This is a genomic window from Caballeronia sordidicola (assembly GCF_002220365.1).
In the GTDB taxonomy this organism is placed as follows: Bacteria; Pseudomonadota; Gammaproteobacteria; order Burkholderiales; family Burkholderiaceae; genus Caballeronia; species Caballeronia sordidicola_C.
This window is the reverse complement of the sequence record NZ_MTHB01000243.1, coordinates 1-17,312: the sequence shown is the minus strand read 5'-3', so window position 1 is coordinate 17,312 and position 17,312 is coordinate 1. Positions and strand designations below refer to the sequence as shown.

The following is a 17,312-nucleotide window of genomic DNA, read 5'->3' as shown; positions in this document are numbered from 1 at the left end:
GCATTTATTTTAAATGTTGCTATCGTCAACATTCAATCGAACCTATGACAATCTTCGTTGCAGGTCTCCTGGTTTTCCTCGGTATCCACTCCGTTTCCATCGTCGCGCCACGCTGGCGAGACGCGCGAGCGAGGCAGATGGGCGAGAACGCGTGGAAAGGACTGTATGCGCTACTGTCGATCGCGAGTTTGATTGCGACGATCTACGGTTACGGCATCGCGCGACAGATACCGGTCATGGTCTACGTGCCGCCGTTGGCGCTACGGCACCTCACATTGCTGCTCATGTTGCCGGTTTTTCCTCTGCTGATCGCAGCTTATCTGCCGGGCCGCATCAAACGCCTGTCCCGGAATCCGATGCTGCTCGCCGTGATTTTGTGGGCAGCGGCGCATTTGCTCGCCAACGGTACGCTGAACGATCTGCTGCTGTTCGGCGGCTTCTTCGTCTGGGCGGTGGCGGACCTGATCTCGGTCAGCCGGCGCGCCCACGTCCGACCGGTACCGAGCGTACCGGCTTCGCCGATGAACGATGTGATTGTCGTCGTCGCGGGGCTGGGGCTGTATGCGTTCGTGCTGCTGTGGGCCCATGCACGTGTGATCGGCGTGTCGCCGCTCGGCTGAATGCGGCAGGGTTTCAAAGTTCACGGTTCGTCACGCGTCGAACCCGGACACGGGGATCGGCAAAAAATCTCGTCCAACACGACGTGCAGGCGCTCTTCGTAACAGCGATCCCGTTGGACAAGCCGTGGACCTAGACCGGCTCGATCGGCCCGGCGCTCCGACTGGCCATCATCGTGATCCATTGCTCAAACGCCATGACGGCGTCGTCCCTTGCGCGATCGACGTTGCTCACCAGCGCGTAGTCGGGAGCGCGCCATGTTGGCGCTGCAATCGGGCACACCAGGCGGCCCGCAGCGATGTCACGCCCGATCAGCGGCAGCGATGCAAGCGTCACACCCCGGCCTTCCACGGCGGCGGCAAGCTGGAGATAAGCGTGTTCGAACTCGACATGACGGGCAGCCCGCAGGTCGGGTGCGCCGGCCTCCCGCAGCCAGCGCGACCAGGCTGCGCGTGTACTGGCGGAATGCAGCAGGGTGTGATGGCGCAGATCCGCCACGCTCTGTATTGGATGGTGGCGCAGGAGCGCGGGGCTGCAAGCGGGCAAGCGCACGTCGGCCATCAGCGTGCGCGACGCGAGGCCTGCGCCTTGTTCTTGCCCGGAGCGCACCCCGATGTCGAAGGCGTCGCCGATATAGCGCAACTTGCGCGATGTGGTCGACACCCGTACGTCGATGTCGGGGTAACGCGCGTGAAAGTCGGCCAGCCGCGGCAGCAGCCAGCACAACGCGAAACTGGCCAGCACGTTCACGCGTACGATGCCTGATACGCGGCGCGTGAATTCATCGTGGCGCAGCCGGGCCGCTCCGGTGGCAAGGCGATCAAAAGCGTTGCTCACATCGTTAAGCAATGCTGAGCCTTCATCGGTAAGCACGACGCCACGCGCACGGCGCTCGAACAGCGGCACGCCAAACCAGTCTTCCAGCAGTCTGATCTGTTTTCCGACGGCCCAATGGGTGACGTTCAAATCGGCCGCTGCGGCGGCAAAACTCCCATGCCGCGCTACTGCTTCGAAATTGCGCAGCGCGTTGAGGGGCGGCAGCTTGTCGCGGTCTTTTCCAGTGCCTGTGTATCTATCCATGACGTGACTTTTTTTCCCTGTTGACCCGATATTACGTCAATTGTTGCATGTGCTGCCCGGTCATAAAATTGCCTCATGACGACGCGCGAAAGCGCCACTGCGCCCCGCCATTTCGGCCTGCGCCTCGTCAACCGGAGAGAGTGATGCGCTTCACCCCATTTTCCTTGCCGTCCGTGAGCCAGGCCGATCAGGCCGGCCAGCCGGCCTCCCCGTCCCGCTCCCGCGTGCTGTGGCTCTCCTGTGTGGCGCATGCGCTGCACGACGGCTACACCGACATGATCTATGTGTTGCTGCCGGTGTGGCAGGCGGACTTCGGTCTGAGTTATGGCGCTCTGGCCATGCTGCGCGGCATCTATGCGGGCACGATGGCCAGCCTGCAACTTCCTGCCGGGCGCCTGGCGAATCGGCTGGGCAGCCGGGCCACGCTGGCCTTGGGCACACTGCTGGCCGCGTCTGGTTATGCCGTGGCGGGGATGTCGGGCAGCCTGCTTGGGCTGTGCGTGGCATTGGCCATATCAGGAAGTGGCTCGAGCACGCAACATCCGATCGCCTCGGGCGCTGTGTCCCGCACGTATGGGCGCAATGCCCGGGGCCCTTTGAGCATCTACAATTTTTCCGGTGACCTCGGCAAATCCGCACTGCCCGCTGCCATTTCGCTGCTGGTGACACTGATGCCATGGCGCCATGCGCTGTGGATGGTGTCCGTCCTGGGCTGCGTGGTTGCCGCAGCAATTGCACTATTTCTCCCTTCTATACCGCGAAGCAAGCCCGTAACCGAAGAGCCGTCCACGCCGAGATCAAGCACCGCTGGGAGGGGGTTTTCGTTGCTGTTCATGATAGGTGTGCTAGATACCGGCGTACGCGTGGGACTGTTGACGTTCCTGCCATTCCTGCTCAAGGCAAAAGGCGTCTCGCCACCGATGGTGGGAACCGCACTGGCACTGGTCTTTATAGGTGGCGCCGCCGGCAAGTTCGCCTGCGGATGGCTGGGCGCACGCATGGGGGTAACAGGCACGGTGCTGGTCACCGAGGGCGGCACAGCGGCCTTGATCATCGCCGTGATGTTTTGCCCGCTGGCGCTCGCCATGGTGCTGCTGCCGCTGTTGGGCATGATGCTCAACGGCACGTCTACCGTGTTGTATGGGACAGTGCCGGAACTGGCGCCCCTCGAAAATACCGAGCGCGCATTCGCGCTCTTTTACACCGGCACAATAGCTTCGGGGGCGATCTCGCCCGTACTCTATGGCTTTCTCGGCGACCGGATCGGTATACATGGCGCTACCTTTGCCACTGCCCTGACCGCCTTGGCCATCTTTCCGCTGGCAGTTGCACTGCGCTCGCACCTGATGCCTGAGAGGTGAAGCGACGTTATTCGCCGATGCCTCGAGCCTGCTGGACGAAGGCGGGGTTTGGTGCTCAACAGACGTGAACGGCCTTCTTTAAAATCCGCATACACCCGTAATTCGGGTGCTACTCTTGCTGTATGAGGTGCCCACTGCTTTTGACAGGCTGAAGAGGCGTGGCAAATGAAAAATAATCTTCATACTACTGATCATTGGCTGCTGGGCCTTCTCCCTTCAGCGGAATGGGTGCTTCTGAAAACGAGACCCGTGCCGCCTAAGATGCAGCAGGAATTCCTGATGTACGAGGTTGACGGGCACGTGTATCCCACCCAACGGTCCGATCGAAGATGCAAGCTTCGAACGCTTGTGTTTGTGGTCCTGTCTTGCTGCCTGAGCACCGCGTTTGCGGCACAAACGGCGGCATCCACCGATGCCACGCAGGCAAGCCCGAAGGGAGCTGATGGCGCCGCCCTTGACCGTTCCGGCAAGACACGCAAGGGCAAGGCCTCTTACTACGGCCAGAAGTTTTACTCGAAAAAGATGGCCGACGGTACGCGCATGAATCCGCAATCCAATGTTGCCGCGAGCAAGACGCTGCCGCTTGGCACCAAGGCCCGCGTCACGAATCTGGAAAACGGCAACAGCGAGGTGGTCGAAATCAGGGATCGCGGCCCGTATGTCAAGGATCGAATCGTCGACGTGTCGCCCAAGACCGCCGATAAGCTCGGTCTGAAAGAAAATGGCACCGCCCCCGTCGTAGTCAAGCCGATTGAAGTTCCACAACCCGACGGCAGCGTGAAGCCAGGCACGGGCGCAGCGGAAACCCGGCAGTGAGGTCGCAGTGCGGCCGCGGCAGGTAAGCCGCGATACAAATCACGGGTTTTCCGCGAGCAAGGACTTGATCTTCGCCTCGGTCTGTTCGTAGTCACCTTCGCCGAAGTGCGTGTAGACCACGTGCCCTTTCTTGTCGACGAGATAAAACGCGGGCCAATACTGGTTGTCGTAGGCGTTCCACGTTGCATAGCGGTTGTCTTGCGCCACCGGAAAAGTAATGCCGAAGCGCTTGATGGCCGTCTTGACGTTGTCCGTGTTGCGTTCGAACGGGTACTCGGGCGTGTGCACGCCGACCACCACCAGCCCCTGGTCCTTATATTTCTGATTCCAGCCCTTCACGTAGGGCAGCACGTTGATGCAGTTGATACAGGTGTAGGTCCAGAAGTCGACCAGCACCACCTTGCCCCGCAACTGTTGCATGGTCAGGGGATCGCTATTGAGCCATTTGTCGATACCGGTGAATTCCGGAGCGGTGCTGGCGCTAACCGGACGTCCGACGGAACCTGCAGCAGCGCTAGCCGCCGGGCTCGCAACAAGACTTGCGATTGCTGCGGCGCTGCTTGCAACCGCTGCAGCGAACAAGGCGACGATAGCGGCGGTTTTGAGTCGGGAGAGCATGTCAGAGTCCTTTCAGGGAGGGGAACAGAGCGGCGACCCGGGCATATACCAGGACGTCGTATTGCAGATAGATGGCAAGGGCGGTGAGCATCACCAGCACGCCGAACACCTGTTGCAGGCGGTATGCATGGCGTGACACCAGCCTCACGCGCTGGGTCATGTACTGACCGCCGTAAATGATGGCGAGCATTGGAATCGCGGCGCCCACCGCATACAGGCCAAGCAGCAGGGCTGACCATCCGAGGTCCTGGGCCTTAACCACCAGCACCAGAATCGATGCCAGCACAGGTCCGGCGCAGGGCGTCCATACCGCGCCGAGAGACATGCCAAGCACGAAACCGCCAGCGTTGCCGCGCGCGGCCCGAGCGCCCGGTGCCACCGCGGCGCCCATGCGCTGCAGTGGCTCCTGAATCTTCGCCATCAGCCAATCGTAGGGACGCGGCCACAACCGCAGCAGCCCCGACAACGCCAGTAACGCAATGGCGGCGTTGCGCAGCGCTTGTTGCGCCACGTGAACCGTGCTGGATACGGCGCCCAGCAGCAGCGCAAAGGAGGCGAAGGTCAGGATGAAGCCGGCAATGATGAAGAGCGGCCGCACACGGTCGGGCCGCTCAACGGAGGTGCCGAGCAGGATCGGCATCACGGGGAGGATGCATGGCGACGCAATCGTGAGCAGCCCTGCCAACAGAGCGATGGGTGTTTCAAACAGGTTGTGCATGGCGGGCGTTCCAGTGAGTGGCATGGCTGTATTGGAACGCCCCCTCGTATCTGGCTTGTGTCGCCAAGGCGGCTTGGGTGCAATGTTTTGTGTCAGGGGAACACCCAGATACATTGCGATACAAAGCGTCGTGCTTATTGGGCTATAAAGCCTAGGCTATAAACCAGCCCTGCCTGACGCGGAGAGCCAAATGAGTACCGAACTGCTGCAAGGATCCTGTCATTGCGGGACCGTGAAATTTGAAGTCCGTACCGCCGTCGTCCCTGCTGCGCGTTGCAATTGCAGCCTGTGCCGGCGCAAGGGCGCGCTGATGACGCCGCCGTTCGCTGTGGGCGAACTGAAGATCCTGCGTGGCGAGGAGGCCCTGACGCTTTACCAGTTCAATACGCGTACGGCGAAGCACTACTTTTGCAAGCATTGCGGCATTTATCCGTTCCACCAGACGCGTAAGGATCCGCAGCTCTGGCGCGCCAACATCGGTTGCCTGGAAGGCATCGACCCGTATACGCTGGAGGCCAGCGTGGCCAACGGCGCCAGCCTGTCCGTCGAGGAGGATGCATGAGACGGCTAATGGCGATTCTCGCCTTCCTGGCGGGTGGACTTGCAGCGGAAATGGCGCACCCCGTGCACTGTTCGCTGGTCAACGTGAACCGCGTGCGCGTTTATCGTCGGAAGGATTGATCCATTGATGGAAAACACCGACCACGTGCTGATCGTCGACGACGATCGCGGCATCCGCGAACTGCTTGCCACCTATCTCGAGAAGAACGGCATGCGCGTTTCGCTGGCCGCCAACGGCCGCCAGATGCGCACAGCCCTCGAGCAAGGCGCGCCTGACCTGATCGTGCTGGATCTGATGATGCCCGGCGAAGACGGTCTCGTGCTGTGCCGGGAATTGCGTGCCGGCAAGTTTCGCGCCGTGCCGGTATTGATGCTGACCGCCCGCAGCGAAGAGACGGATCGAATCGTCGGGCTGGAAATGGGTGCTGACGATTACCTGTCCAAGCCGTTTGCTGTGCGCGAACTGCTGGCCCGTATCCGCTCCGTGTTGCGCCGCACCCGAATGCTGCCGCCCGGCATGCAGGTGACTGAAACCGCGCCGATGATCGGCTTCGGCGACTGGCGGCTCGACACCACCGCGCGCCATCTGCTCGACGCCGAAGGCACCATGGTGGCCCTCAGCGGTGCCGAGTACCGCTTGCTGCGGGTGTTCCTCGATCATCCACAACGCGTGCTCACGCGGGATCAATTGCTTAACCTGACCCAGGGCCGTCAGGCCGATCCGTTCGACCGGTCGATCGATCTGCTGGTCAGCCGCTTGCGGCAGCGACTGCAGGATGTTGCGCGCGAGCCCCGCTACATCAAGACGCTGCGCAGCGAAGGTTATGTATTTTCAGCGGCCGTGACCATGATCGAAGGCACTCCATGAAGCTCAATGCTTTGCTGCATTGGCCGCGCACACTGTTCGCGAGGCTTGCGCTGATTCTCTTTGTCAGCCTTGCGCTGGTGCAAACGCTTTCGGTCTGGCTCACCGTGACGGAACGGGACCAGACCATGAGTAACGTGATGATGGGTTACATCGAACGCGAGGTCACCAGCTCGGTCGCGCTCCTCGATCATTTGCCCGCTGACGAACGTGCAGAATGGCTGCCGAGGTTGGCGCGACGCACCTATACCTTCAATCTGGGGCACGGGGTCGCGGGCGCGCCGCCGGATGCGAAGCTATCAGAGAGGGTAGCCCAATCCATCGCAGACGGCATCGGCAAGCGCTATGCCCTGACGGTCAACGCCGTCCCGGGTGAACCGGACCGCCTGCAAGTCCATCTGCAGTTGAGTGACGGCACGCCTCTGACAATCGACTACCGCCCGATGCCGGGCGCGCCTCTGTCGCCGTGGTTGTCGTGGCTGCTCATCCTGCAACTGGTGGTGCTGGCCGCCTGCTGCTGGCTGGCGGTACGGCTGGCGACGCGTCCGTTGAGCCAGCTGGCGCGAGCGGCCGATACCCTCGGTCCCGATCTTAAGGCGGAACGTCTGCCCGAAGACGGACCGGACGAAGTGGCACGCGCAGCTCGGGCGTTCAACGCCATGCAGGATCGCATCAAGATGTACATGACCGAACGCTTGCAGATCCTTGCGGCAATTTCGCATGACCTGCAAACCCCGATCACCCGAATGCGGTTGCGCCTCGACGTGATGGACGACAACTCCGAGGGAGCCAAGCTGCATCAGGACTTGCATGAAATGGAAACGATGGTCAAGGAAGGCGTGACGTATGCACGCACCATGCACGGCGCCAGCGAGGCGCCCCTGCGTATCGATCCGGATGCGCTGTTCGACAGCCTGGTGCTCGACTATATCGATGCCGGCCAGGACGTCTCGCTGCATGGACGAATCGACACTGCACTCGTGACGCGCCCTCAAGCGTTGCGCCGGATCGTGGGCAACCTCGTCGATAACGCGTTGAAGTTTGGCGGCACGGCCGAGATCACGGTTGCCGCCTCCCGGGACGGGAACGTGACGGTCTCGGTGCTCGATCGCGGGCCGGGCATTCCGGCTGAGTCGCTGGAAGCTGTATTTGAACCCTTCTATAGGCTGGAAGGATCGCGCAACCGCGGTACCGGTGGTACCGGACTGGGCCTTGCAATTGCGCGGCAACTCGCTTTGGCGATGGACGCGGTGCTGTCGTTGCATAACCGGCCCGACGGTGGCCTGGAAGCCAGGCTTTTATTGAAGGGCATCAGATAGATTCGGATAACTCATTGATTACGCGGCCTGGCCGTCTTTGTATCCCAATGTATCTACACCGTCAGTCAATACATGACGTTTCACTAGCTCTCTTCGCAGACACAAGCCAGATACGTCCACGGGTTCCAATAGTTCCGGGCCAGATTGTCTGGCTTCGCAAGCGCGACAAGACATGCAGTGCGCTTGTGTGGCAAATCTTCAAGGAGAATCAGCAATGCCAGACCAGATCAATACTCGACGTCGTCGTCTGCTTGGGACGACAGTTGCAGGTATCAGTTTGATGGAGTTGGGATTGAGCGGACTTGCCAAGGCGCAGTCGAATGCACCCACGGCCGGCACGCAACCTGCAGCGCGTGTTGCTTCGTTCGACACCATTCGGCAGGTCAACATCGGAACACTCAGTATGGGTTATGCGCAAGCGGGTCCGAATAATGGACCGGTGGTCATTCTGCTGCACGGCTGGCCCTACGATATCTACAGCTTTGCTGAAGTCACGCCATTGCTGGCAGCCGCCGGCTATCGGGTCATCGTGCCGTATCTGCGCGGCTACGGTTCGACACGGTTTCTCTCCGCGGATACACCGCGCAACGGGCAGCAGGCTGTAGTTGCCGTCGACATCATTGCCTTGATGGATGCATTGAAGATCGACAAGGCCATCTTCGGTGGTTTCGATTGGGGCGCACGCACGGTAAATATCATTGCCGCGCTGTGGCCGGATCGATGCAAGGCGATGGTGTCGGTGAGCGGTTATCTGATCGGCAGCCAGGAAGCGAACCGGGCGCCGCTGCCGCCGAAGGCGGAGCTGGCGTGGTGGTATCAATTCTATTTCGCCACGGAGCGTGGTTATGCAGGGTATGAAGCGAACCGCTACGATTTCAACAAGCTGATCTGGCATACCGCGTCGCCCAAATGGAATTTCGACGATGCGACGTTCGAGCGCTCGGCTGAGTCATTCAACAATCCGGATCACGTCGCGGTGGTGATTCACAACTACCGCTGGCGTCTGGGGCTGGTCAAGGGCGAGCCGCAATACGACGAACTCGAAGCGCGTCTCGCGAAGGCGCCAACCATTTCTGTTCCAACCATCACCATGGAAGGCGACGCCAACGGCGCGCCGCATCCCGCGCCGGCGGCCTACGCGAAGAAGTTCACCGGCAAGTATCAACACCGGGACATCGACGGGGGTATCGGACATAACCTGCCACAGGAAGCACCGAAAGCATTTGCCGATGCGGTTATCGATGTCGCTCGCCTTTAGGCAAACTGAAGAGGCGAGGTGATGGCAAATGCGCCGGCGATTGGAAAAACGTCGGCGCGTCCTGCCAGATCAACGATCCGCGAGTTTCCCCGAGATAGTTCGCACCAGCAATGCTCCCAGCACAAGACACGCGGCCACAAAATACAGTCCCATGCGATTATCGTGCGTCGTCACGTTAAGCCATCCCACCGCATAGGGCGAGACGAAACCGGCGAGGTTACCTACGCAGTTGATTCCAGCGATTCCGACAGCCACGGAGGTGCCGGCCAGGAACGACGATGGAATGCTCCAGAACAACGACAGCGCCGACAATATGCCCGCAGCCGCCACGCTCAACCAGATCACCGCGAGCGTCGGATGGTGGCCCACATAGCCGCTCGCCGCGAATCCGATTGCACCGATCACAGCCAGCACGGAAAAATGCATCCGGCGCGAGCGGAAGCGGTCCGAGCTCATTCCCGTGAGCACGATCGCGGGAATGGCGACAAGGTAGGGAATGGCCGATAACCAGCCGATCGTCGAGATGTCGCTGAGCCCGGAGTCCTTGATGATCGACGGCAACCAGAAGCTGATGCCGTACAACCCGATGATCTGGCAGAAGTAGACGGCGCAGAGTTTCCAGATGTGGCGATCGGAAAGAATAGCGCGAAGATTGTGATGCGTCGTCTTCTCGGAATCCTCCCGGTCGATCTCGCCTATGACCAACGCTTTCTCATCGTCGGTCAACCACTTCGCCTGCGTGGGACGATCGACCATCAGGGCCAACACGGCAATGCCGCAAAGCAAAGCCGGAAGCGCCTCGATCAGGAACAGCCACTGCCATCCTGCCATGATGGTTGAATGGCTGAAGCTGCTGAGTACCCACCCCGACAACGGACCGCCGACCACCCCTGACAACGGGATTGCAATGTAATACACGCCGAGCGCGAAGCCCCGTTTTCTCGCGGGAAACCAATAGGTCAGGTACAACATGATGCCCGGCGAAAAGCCCGCTTCCGCAACGCCCAGAAAAAAGCGCGCCGTGTAGAACTGCATCGGCGTTTTCACCAGCAGCGTGAGCGCGGAGATGATGGCCCATGTAATCATGATGCGCGCGATCCAGAGACGCGCGCCGACCCGGTGCAGGATCAGGTTGCTGGGCACTTCGAAAATAAAATAGCCGATGAAGAAAATGCCCGCACCCAGGCCATAGACGGCATCGCTCATGTGCAGGGCATTGAGCATCTGCAACTTGGCAAATCCAACGTTCACCCGGTCGAGATAACCGCACAAATAACACAGCACGATGAACGGCATGATGCGCCAACTGATCTTGCGGTACACATCGGTACGCGTCGCCGGCGCCACCAAAAGGGTTTCGCTGATATGGCTCATGTCTCCTCCGTCGTCCTTTACCGGACGTTATAGAGTGCGGCCGGGCGGACGCCAGGCCATCGATCAGTGATACTTATGATTCGATTACGATGCGAGTTTCTCGGCCGCCACCTCTACGCCAAGTTCCTTACGGAACAGCGCCTCCATCTCGAGGCGAACGCGAACGGATTCCCTGGTGGAATCGAAGGTCACGTCGCTCCAGCGAACCGGCTGCCCCGCCGCAACCGGGCGCTGCAGCACCATGTTGTGCGCAAGGCCAATGGGCAGCGCTCCCTGCTGCAGCGAGTCCACCGCGGGCATCAGCTTGCCGTAGACGGTGTGACCACCTTCGCCGTCCAGCCGTTCGCCTGCTCGCAGGTCACGCTTCGCGGTGGCCGCCACGTCTCCATGGAACCCTGTGGTCGCGCCAGTGGCCTCACCACGCACCGCAATGCTCGCAATCGATACCCCGAGTTCAAGACCGATCAGGTGATACGGCTTATACATGGCGGCGAAACGCCCGCTCTTGTCTGTCTTGAGACCGTATTGCGCAAAGCAGTCGCGGACGTAATCGGAGGGCGCTTCAAAAACGGCATAGACGCCCCAGCGCAGGTCGCGGAACACGGGGCGGCCATCGCGTTCGAGCGACGACACCACTTCCACGCTGCCGCGATGCGGCAGGATTCCCCCCTCGGAGGCCGGGCGCAGCAACTCAGGCAGGTCATCGACGCCACAGGCGGGAAACGCCAGGCCGTCGGGGGGCGGACGCAGATCGCATGCGTTCGATACCGCCGCCATTTCCAGCGCCGACTTCGTGCCGTCGAGGAAGGAATTGAACATCTGCGCGTTGAAGTCTCCGGAAGCAACCTGCTCTTCCGTGAAGCCGTAATAGCTCCAGACGGTGTCGGGAGTCGACTGGTGATAGACCGGCAAGTACTTGGTACCCTTGCCGGCGCAGATGACGTCGAAGCCGATCGTGCGAGCCCAGTCCACCAACTCCGCAATCAATGCCGGCTGATCGCCCGAGGCCATCGAATAGATGATGCCCGCCTCCGCGGCACGGCGCGCAAGGAGCGGACCGGCAAGCACGTCGGCTTCAACGTTGACCATCACAATATGTTTCTTATACTTGCAGCACAACAGCGCGTGATGAATGCCCGCGATAGGACTCCCTGTTGCATCTATCACGATATCCACGTGGTCGCTTGCGATCATCGCATCGGCGTCGTCGGTGATGAAGGTCGAGCCGCTGCGCAAAGCTTCAGCCCACGAACGCGCCGAGCAACGCGCTTCCTCCCAGCCGACACGCTGCATCGCGCTGCGCGCCCGCGCCGGCGAAAGATCGGCGATGCCGGTGAGGTGAATGCCCGGCGTACGCGGTGCCTGCGACAAATACATAGAACCAAATTTGCCGGCGCCAATCAGCCCTACTCTGACGGGACGCCCTGCCTGGGCACGGGCTTCGAGCTTCGCGATGAGCGACATGCTGTCTCCTTTATTCATACGGTTGAGTCGCGGTTCGACCGTGTTCTTCATACCGGAGCGAACCGCGCGCCTTCATCGGGGAAGGACATGAAGCCAAAGATAGCAGCCAACTTTTTGCAATAGAATGGGCAATTCCACAACCGTGCTGTGCAAAAATCCCCATGCGAAGATTTGATTGGGATTGCCTGCAAGCTTTCCTCGCGGTCGCCCGCGCGGGGCGTCTAACTGTCGCGGCGCAGCAAATGGGCGTTGATCATTCCACGCTAAGCCGGCGCGTCGCCTCGCTTGAGGCGAGCATCGGCGTGCAGTTGTTCGAGCGGCGCTCAGTCGGCTTTCTGCTGACGCCCGAGGGAGAACGGCTGATGACCGATGCCGAGGCAATGGAGAGTCTGGCTCTGCGCATCAACGCGCGCCTGGGTGATCCATCAGTTGGATTGACGGGGACGGTAAGGGTCGGCACACCGGAAGGATTCGGGACCTACTTTCTTGCGCCGAGGATCGCCAAGATCACGGCCATGCATCCCGACCTGGAGATAGAACTGGTCGCTAATCCGCGCATGTTCAGCTTGTCCAAACGCGAAGCCGATATTGCAGTAACCATGACGCGCCCAAGTCAGGGGCGAGTTCATGCGCACAAGCTCAACGACTATGCCCTCGGAGTGTATGCATCGCCTCAGTATCTCGATACGCATGCACCCATCACCACGTTTCAGGATATCTTCAATCATCCGTGGATTGGCTACGTCGAAGATTTGATGTGGAGTGCGGAGCTTGATTACCTGTCGCAGATCTCCACGTCGCTCAGCCCGTCCGTGCGTATTTCGAACGTCATCAGCCAGGGGGCAGCAGTTAGCGGGGGCGCGGGGATCGGTGTGTTGCCGTGCTTTATCGCGCGTATCGATCCCACCCTCGTTCGTATTCTTCCCGATGAAATTTCGCTCAGCCGCTCCTACTGGCTGGTCACGCATGCGGACTCGCACGATGTAGCGCGAGTGAAACTCATAGCGGATTTCATTCGCGCCGAGTGCAGTGCATCCGGATTGTTCTGGGTAGGATAACGCCGTGGACAAGCGAGCCCCGGTGTCAGCGCGCTCGCGAAGAACAGCCTTTGGATCATTGAGCGCGCGTTATCTGGCGTTCCTGCGATTCACCATACGTCGCGGGATTCAGGCTGCACGCAAGACCTTCCCAGTCGACATCGCCGGCCTCCCATCGGGCGGCATTTTCATGGGCGACACGTTGATAAAGCTGCATCGCCAGCTGGTCGTCCAGATGCTCAGTGCCCTGCCCCAGATGTTCAAGAAGAAGCTGACAGCGCAGCGCTCTCGCGACGTCACGGTCCCACACCGCCGCATTCATCTCGCTGTGACCGAACAGGGAATTCGCATGCAGGTTGCACGATCCTATCGTCACCCATTCGTCATCGACCACCATGACTTTCGCGTGTACGTAGACGTATTTCCGGCCTCCGGACTGCGTTTTCCCCGCGATGCCCGTCAGCGTGAAATGCTCGTATCGGCCGAGCGCTTCCAGCCTGTCGAAAAACGGTTTGCGCTCGGGACGTTGGCGCCACAGGTCCAGATATTCCTCGGGTTCCCCTGGCACAAGAAGGACAACGTGCACGCCTCGTTTGAGCGCCTCCTCGAGCGCATACGCAATCTCCGGCACAGGCAGCGCCTGATTTTCCAGATAGATGGAGCGGCAGGCCGCGTTGATCGCCAGCAAGTATTGATTGGTGATCGACCGCTCGCCGCCCACGATGTAATACGCAGCACTTCCGGGCGCAGCATGAGGGTCGCGGTAACACCCCGCATGCGCGTTGCGTTGAATCTGCACGACGCTGTTGCCTCGTGCATCGGATAGGTCTGTTGGGAAGGGCAAGCGCTCATCGCTGTCATGCCCCCACACCCCGAATTCCATGTTCCGTTCGCTGGCCTCGTTCCATCGCTGCACGAAGTTGTGATGCACGTCAGTAGCGGACGGACCCGTGATCTCGACATAGATATCGTGCCGTTGCCCCTCACCCAGGTGTCCCGGTTCGACGAGCGCAAAAGTTGGATTGATGCCGCCGACAAAAGCCGTTTCCGATGACCGGCCTGCGTCGATCAGCCAGCTTTTCTGATGATGACAATAGGCTAGAGGAGCGCGGTCCCAACGTGCGAGAAAACGCGAGCCGCGTGCGGCAAGCAGATCGAAGTCCGCGCTCGTGCCGGCGAACGTCTGCCCGTATCCGCTGCTCTCGGGGTTGGGCCGCCAGAAGATCACACGGACGTCCACCCCTCGTTCGGCCGCACGGTCAAGGACATCGAAAATCGAGCCGCGGCCGTCCGGCATCTGGAAATCCGGGGCCACGAAAGTGACCGTGAGCCAGACGCTGTGCTGCGCCTGCTCGACGGCTTCGCCAATCCGGCGGAAAGCCGGGCCGCTATCCACCAAAGGCTGAACCCGATTTCCTCCCCGCAGCGGATAGGATCCGTGCGCAATGAACGGAATGTGTTGCCCGGTTTCGGTGGTTGCAGGCGTCTCATGCTGGTCCATCAGGCGCTCCTTGTCCGCGCAGTCGGCGATGTTGGAAACGAGCAGGTCACGATACCGGAAATGAGAGCCAGTTGAACACAGCAATGCAGCCGCAGTGTCAGCCTCCAACGGCCGGTTGCTTCACTCTGGCGAAATACCAGATCGCGATGAGAAACGTGACGGCCACCGCAACGAGTGCAGTCCCGACGTTTCCATAAGACTCGTCCTCGTTTGTTGATGTCATGAAAAGGCCAAAGAATGCCGCGCCGAAAGCGCCTGATATCTGTCGAATGAAATTCATGACGGCGGATATCATGCCGATTCGATGGAACGGTTTTTCGGTCGCTGTCAGGAAATCGGGCTGACGCAAGAATGCGATGCTCCGAGGCGCGCGTCCAATATATTAGTGGCTTGTTAGGTCGCAAACTATATTAATATGTTCGGGTGAGTGCCGGGTTGTATCGGTTGCAACCATGGGAACCGGGCGGCTCGCCGCCTTGTTTTTTCGCGCGTACGTCGATATCGGAATGGCATCACTAATATGACTAGCGTAGCCCGCTTCAAAGTCGATGAGTTGCAGACAATGACTTGCAAGTTAGACGGTTAGCGCGAGTTCGACCCTTCCCACCCAGACTATGACCGACGAGGTTTCCGTTTTGCCATCACCTTCAACGTCCAGCCCTCTCTCGCCCAACGAAGTTCCGGTTGGCGAACCGCTCGCGTGGTCTATCGTTAGCGTCGATGGCGCGCTCTTGTTCGAAGCCGGCGCCACAGTATCGAACCAGGCCGCGCGAAGCTTCATGTTCGAGAACTTCGAACCCCACAAACTTGAAGAGGCAGGCGCTGAGAACGCGAATGATGCGGCGCAGACCGTTCACGCAAACGCGGAGTCACCCGAGGATGAGTCCGCCGGACATCTCACACTCGACAATATCGGCCTGAAGATCGGTGCACGCCTGGGCTTGCGCGCGGCCCCCGGGTCCGCCATGTATTCGAGCCGTGTCATCGGGTTTTCCACGCCGGGTGCGCGCCGGGCACGCGCGGTATTCATCACGCAACCCGTCATCTCCGGTCATCAGCCGCTGGACCTCGCACGCGGCGAGAAGGTGGAGCTTGTCGCGCTGACCTCGCGGTCGGTGTTCCAATTCGCCTGCACCGTCAACGCCGTATGCCACGAACCGTTTCACTACCTGATATTGTCGGAACCGGGAAATATTCGGCGCTTGCGTGCTCGCAAATTCGTGCGCATGACCACGCGAATGCCGGCTCATTTTTTCGACGCGAGCAGCGAGGAGCGCACGCCTCAACTTGGCCTGATTCGTGACATCAGCCCTTTCGGCATGTCGCTGGCTGTCGCTGAGCCGAGTGCAAAGCTCGACGACCGGCTCCACTTGTCGTTTCGTTTCAACACGGACGACACCGACGTCAACATCGACTGCGACGCGATCGTGCGCCACGTCCAGGAGCTAGACGCGCAGGGCATCAATGGCGCGTATGGCCTCGAGTTCGAGAAACTTGAATCGTCCGAGCGCATTGCATTGAAGTCGCTCATGGCTGAACAAATTTGATCCGGCACTGTTCAAGGGCGTCCCAGCAACTGAATGGCGGTCTGGCCACGAGCGTCAAGCCGTGTTTAACCACGGTGTCTTTCGTCGAGGCACAATAGAAGCTTCCAGCGGCATCAAGGCATATTGCCCGATGAATGTTTCGCCTTCTGGAGGCTTTGCCGCGAGGCCGACAACATGACAGCATCCCCCGCGCTAGTCCTTTTCGACATGGAAGGCGTACTGTCTCACTATGACCGCTCCGCACGAGTCGATCACCTGTCGGCCGTGTCAGGTCAGGCGCCCGACGCCGTGCGTCACGCCATCTGGGGGTCCGGGCTCGAAGCACGCGCCGATGCCGGTCAGATTAGCGACGACGAGTATCTAGGCGCATTGGGCGACCTGCTAGGCTGCCGCATCCACCGCGACGACTGGCTGGCTGCCCGCCATGCGTCGATCACGCCTTACACGGAAGTGCTCGCACTCGCCGCAAAAGTGGCCGAACGCTGCCGGATTGCAGTGCTGACGAACAACTGCCGCCTGGTCACCGACTATATCGGCTATCTGAATCCTCCCGTCGCGAAACTCTTCGGTCCTCATGTATATGCATCCGCATCGTTTGGAGCAGCGAAGCCGGCGCCTCAGGCCTATCTTCGTTGCGTCGAGCAACTTGGCGTGGGCGCGGACAAAACTCTTTTCATCGATGACACGGACAGCAACGTCGCCGGTGCGATCAACGCCGGTCTGCACGGATACAAGTTTGTGAGCGCCGAAGGGTTGGCCGAAGAACTCGTGCGTTGGCAGTTGCTTTAGCACGTGCGATAGGCCTTGGTTCAAAGAAAATCAAGCCGGGCAACTGAGCATCCACTGAACGCCGAATCGATCGGTGAGCTTGCCGAAGTAACGTAAGCGTCATCTGAAGGCCGCATGTACAGGCAGCTGGATAGTGTCCAAAGTAGTCCCCACCAAATAAGTGATGGGGACTACTTTGTCTAAAGATGAGATGCAGATTTCAAATCGCAAGGGCCGACCGAACTACGATCCGGCCTACAAACGACAGGTCGCGATCGCGGCCTGTGAATCCAATGTTTCCGTGGCTAAACTGGCTCAGGCCCATGGACTCAATCCAAATATGGTTTTCAAATGGCGCCGCGAATACCGCGCCGGGTTGCTTAGCAACGGCGGCGCTGAAGCGACAG

General features: G+C 60.2%; 18 protein-coding genes. 12 read left to right on the top strand and 6 right to left on the bottom strand.

Annotation, left to right across the window (positions count from 1 at the left end; translation table 11 throughout):
* The first annotated feature begins 44 nt into the window (after positions 1–44).
* Positions 45–620, top strand: a complete 576-nt coding sequence (locus BSU04_RS33700) for an NnrU family protein (protein WP_089164602.1) — start codon at positions 45–47, stop codon at positions 618–620.
* 130 nt (positions 621–750) lie between these two features.
* On the opposite strand, the gene gcvA is transcribed toward BSU04_RS33700, so the two are convergent.
* On the bottom strand, positions 751–1,698 hold the full coding sequence (gene gcvA, locus BSU04_RS33695) for a transcriptional regulator GcvA (protein WP_089164601.1): 948 nt from the start codon (positions 1,696–1,698) through the stop codon (positions 751–753).
* 143 nt (positions 1,699–1,841) lie between these two features.
* Here gcvA and BSU04_RS33690 point away from each other — a divergent pair, with 143 nt between their 5' ends.
* Positions 1,842–3,059, top strand: a complete 1,218-nt coding sequence (locus BSU04_RS33690; protein WP_089164600.1) for an MFS transporter — start codon at positions 1,842–1,844, stop codon at positions 3,057–3,059.
* A 249-nt stretch (positions 3,060–3,308) separates the two neighbouring features.
* The gene (locus BSU04_RS33685) at positions 3,309–3,875 is read left to right on the top strand and encodes a septal ring lytic transglycosylase RlpA family protein (RefSeq protein ID WP_256983663.1); all 567 of its coding nucleotides are present in this window, start codon (positions 3,309–3,311) and stop codon (positions 3,873–3,875) included.
* Positions 3,876–3,914: 39 nt separating this feature from the next.
* On the opposite strand, the gene BSU04_RS33680 is transcribed toward BSU04_RS33685, so the two are convergent.
* Both BSU04_RS33680 and BSU04_RS33675 read right to left on the bottom strand, forming a co-directional pair.
* Complete coding sequence (locus tag BSU04_RS33680; RefSeq protein WP_089164599.1) at positions 3,915–4,493, bottom strand: thioredoxin family protein; 579 nt, start codon at positions 4,491–4,493, stop codon at positions 3,915–3,917.
* Between the two features lies 1 nt (position 4,494).
* Positions 4,495–5,211, bottom strand: coding sequence for a cytochrome c biogenesis CcdA family protein (locus tag BSU04_RS33675; protein ID WP_089164598.1), 717 nt, complete (start codon positions 5,209–5,211; stop codon positions 4,495–4,497).
* A 190-nt stretch (positions 5,212–5,401) separates the two neighbouring features.
* Here BSU04_RS33675 and BSU04_RS33670 point away from each other — a divergent pair, with 190 nt between their 5' ends.
* From BSU04_RS33670 to BSU04_RS33655, 5 genes are all read left to right on the top strand, one after another.
* Entirely contained in the window at positions 5,402–5,773 is a 372-nt protein-coding gene (locus tag BSU04_RS33670; RefSeq protein WP_089164597.1) for a GFA family protein, read from the top strand.
* Positions 5,770–5,892 carry a hypothetical protein gene (locus tag BSU04_RS48160; RefSeq protein WP_256983662.1) on the top strand — a complete coding sequence of 41 codons (123 nt, stop codon included), beginning with the start codon at positions 5,770–5,772 and terminating at the stop codon, positions 5,890–5,892. The genes BSU04_RS33670 and BSU04_RS48160 overlap by 4 nt, the downstream gene beginning before the upstream one ends.
* A 7-nt stretch (positions 5,893–5,899) precedes the next feature.
* The gene (locus BSU04_RS33665; RefSeq protein WP_089164596.1) at positions 5,900–6,640 is read left to right on the top strand and encodes a response regulator; all 741 of its coding nucleotides are present in this window, start codon (positions 5,900–5,902) and stop codon (positions 6,638–6,640) included.
* Positions 6,637–7,956, top strand: coding sequence for an ATP-binding protein (locus BSU04_RS33660; protein WP_089164595.1), 1,320 nt, complete (start codon positions 6,637–6,639; stop codon positions 7,954–7,956). Before BSU04_RS33665 ends, BSU04_RS33660 begins: the two co-directional genes overlap by 4 nt.
* A gap of 214 nt (positions 7,957–8,170) precedes the next feature.
* Positions 8,171–9,214, top strand: coding sequence for an alpha/beta fold hydrolase (locus BSU04_RS33655; RefSeq protein ID WP_089164594.1), 1,044 nt, complete (start codon positions 8,171–8,173; stop codon positions 9,212–9,214).
* Between the two features lie 69 nt (positions 9,215–9,283).
* Here the strand turns inward: BSU04_RS33655 and BSU04_RS33650 are convergent, their stop codons facing one another.
* Entirely contained in the window at positions 9,284–10,588 is a 1,305-nt protein-coding gene (locus BSU04_RS33650; protein WP_089164593.1) for an MFS transporter, read from the bottom strand.
* Positions 10,589–10,672: 84 nt separating this feature from the next.
* Entirely contained in the window at positions 10,673–12,052 is a 1,380-nt protein-coding gene (locus BSU04_RS33645) for an NAD(P)H-dependent oxidoreductase (protein WP_089164613.1), read from the bottom strand.
* A gap of 161 nt (positions 12,053–12,213) precedes the next feature.
* On the opposite strand from BSU04_RS33645, the gene BSU04_RS33640 reads away from it, so the two are divergent.
* Positions 12,214–13,110: a LysR family transcriptional regulator gene (locus BSU04_RS33640; RefSeq protein WP_089164592.1), complete on the top strand. Its 897-nt coding sequence runs from the start codon at positions 12,214–12,216 to the stop codon at positions 13,108–13,110.
* Positions 13,111–13,165: 55 nt separating this feature from the next.
* Here BSU04_RS33640 and BSU04_RS33635 read toward each other — a convergent pair whose 3' ends face one another.
* Positions 13,166–14,590 (bottom strand): phospholipase D-like domain-containing protein, encoded by a 1,425-nt coding sequence (locus BSU04_RS33635; RefSeq protein WP_089164591.1) that lies wholly within the window; start codon positions 14,588–14,590, stop codon positions 13,166–13,168.
* Positions 14,591–15,225: 635 nt separating this feature from the next.
* On the opposite strand from BSU04_RS33635, the gene BSU04_RS33625 reads away from it, so the two are divergent.
* From BSU04_RS33625 to BSU04_RS33615, 3 genes are all read left to right on the top strand, one after another.
* Positions 15,226–16,137 carry a flagellar brake protein gene (locus BSU04_RS33625; protein WP_256983659.1) on the top strand — a complete coding sequence of 304 codons (912 nt, stop codon included), beginning with the start codon at positions 15,226–15,228 and terminating at the stop codon, positions 16,135–16,137.
* 174 nt (positions 16,138–16,311) lie between these two features.
* Entirely contained in the window at positions 16,312–16,926 is a 615-nt protein-coding gene (locus tag BSU04_RS33620; RefSeq protein ID WP_089164588.1) for an HAD family hydrolase, read from the top strand.
* Positions 16,927–17,101: 175 nt separating this feature from the next.
* The coding region (locus BSU04_RS33615) for a transposase (RefSeq protein WP_256983658.1) at positions 17,102–17,312 on the top strand (211 nt) is incomplete at its 3' end.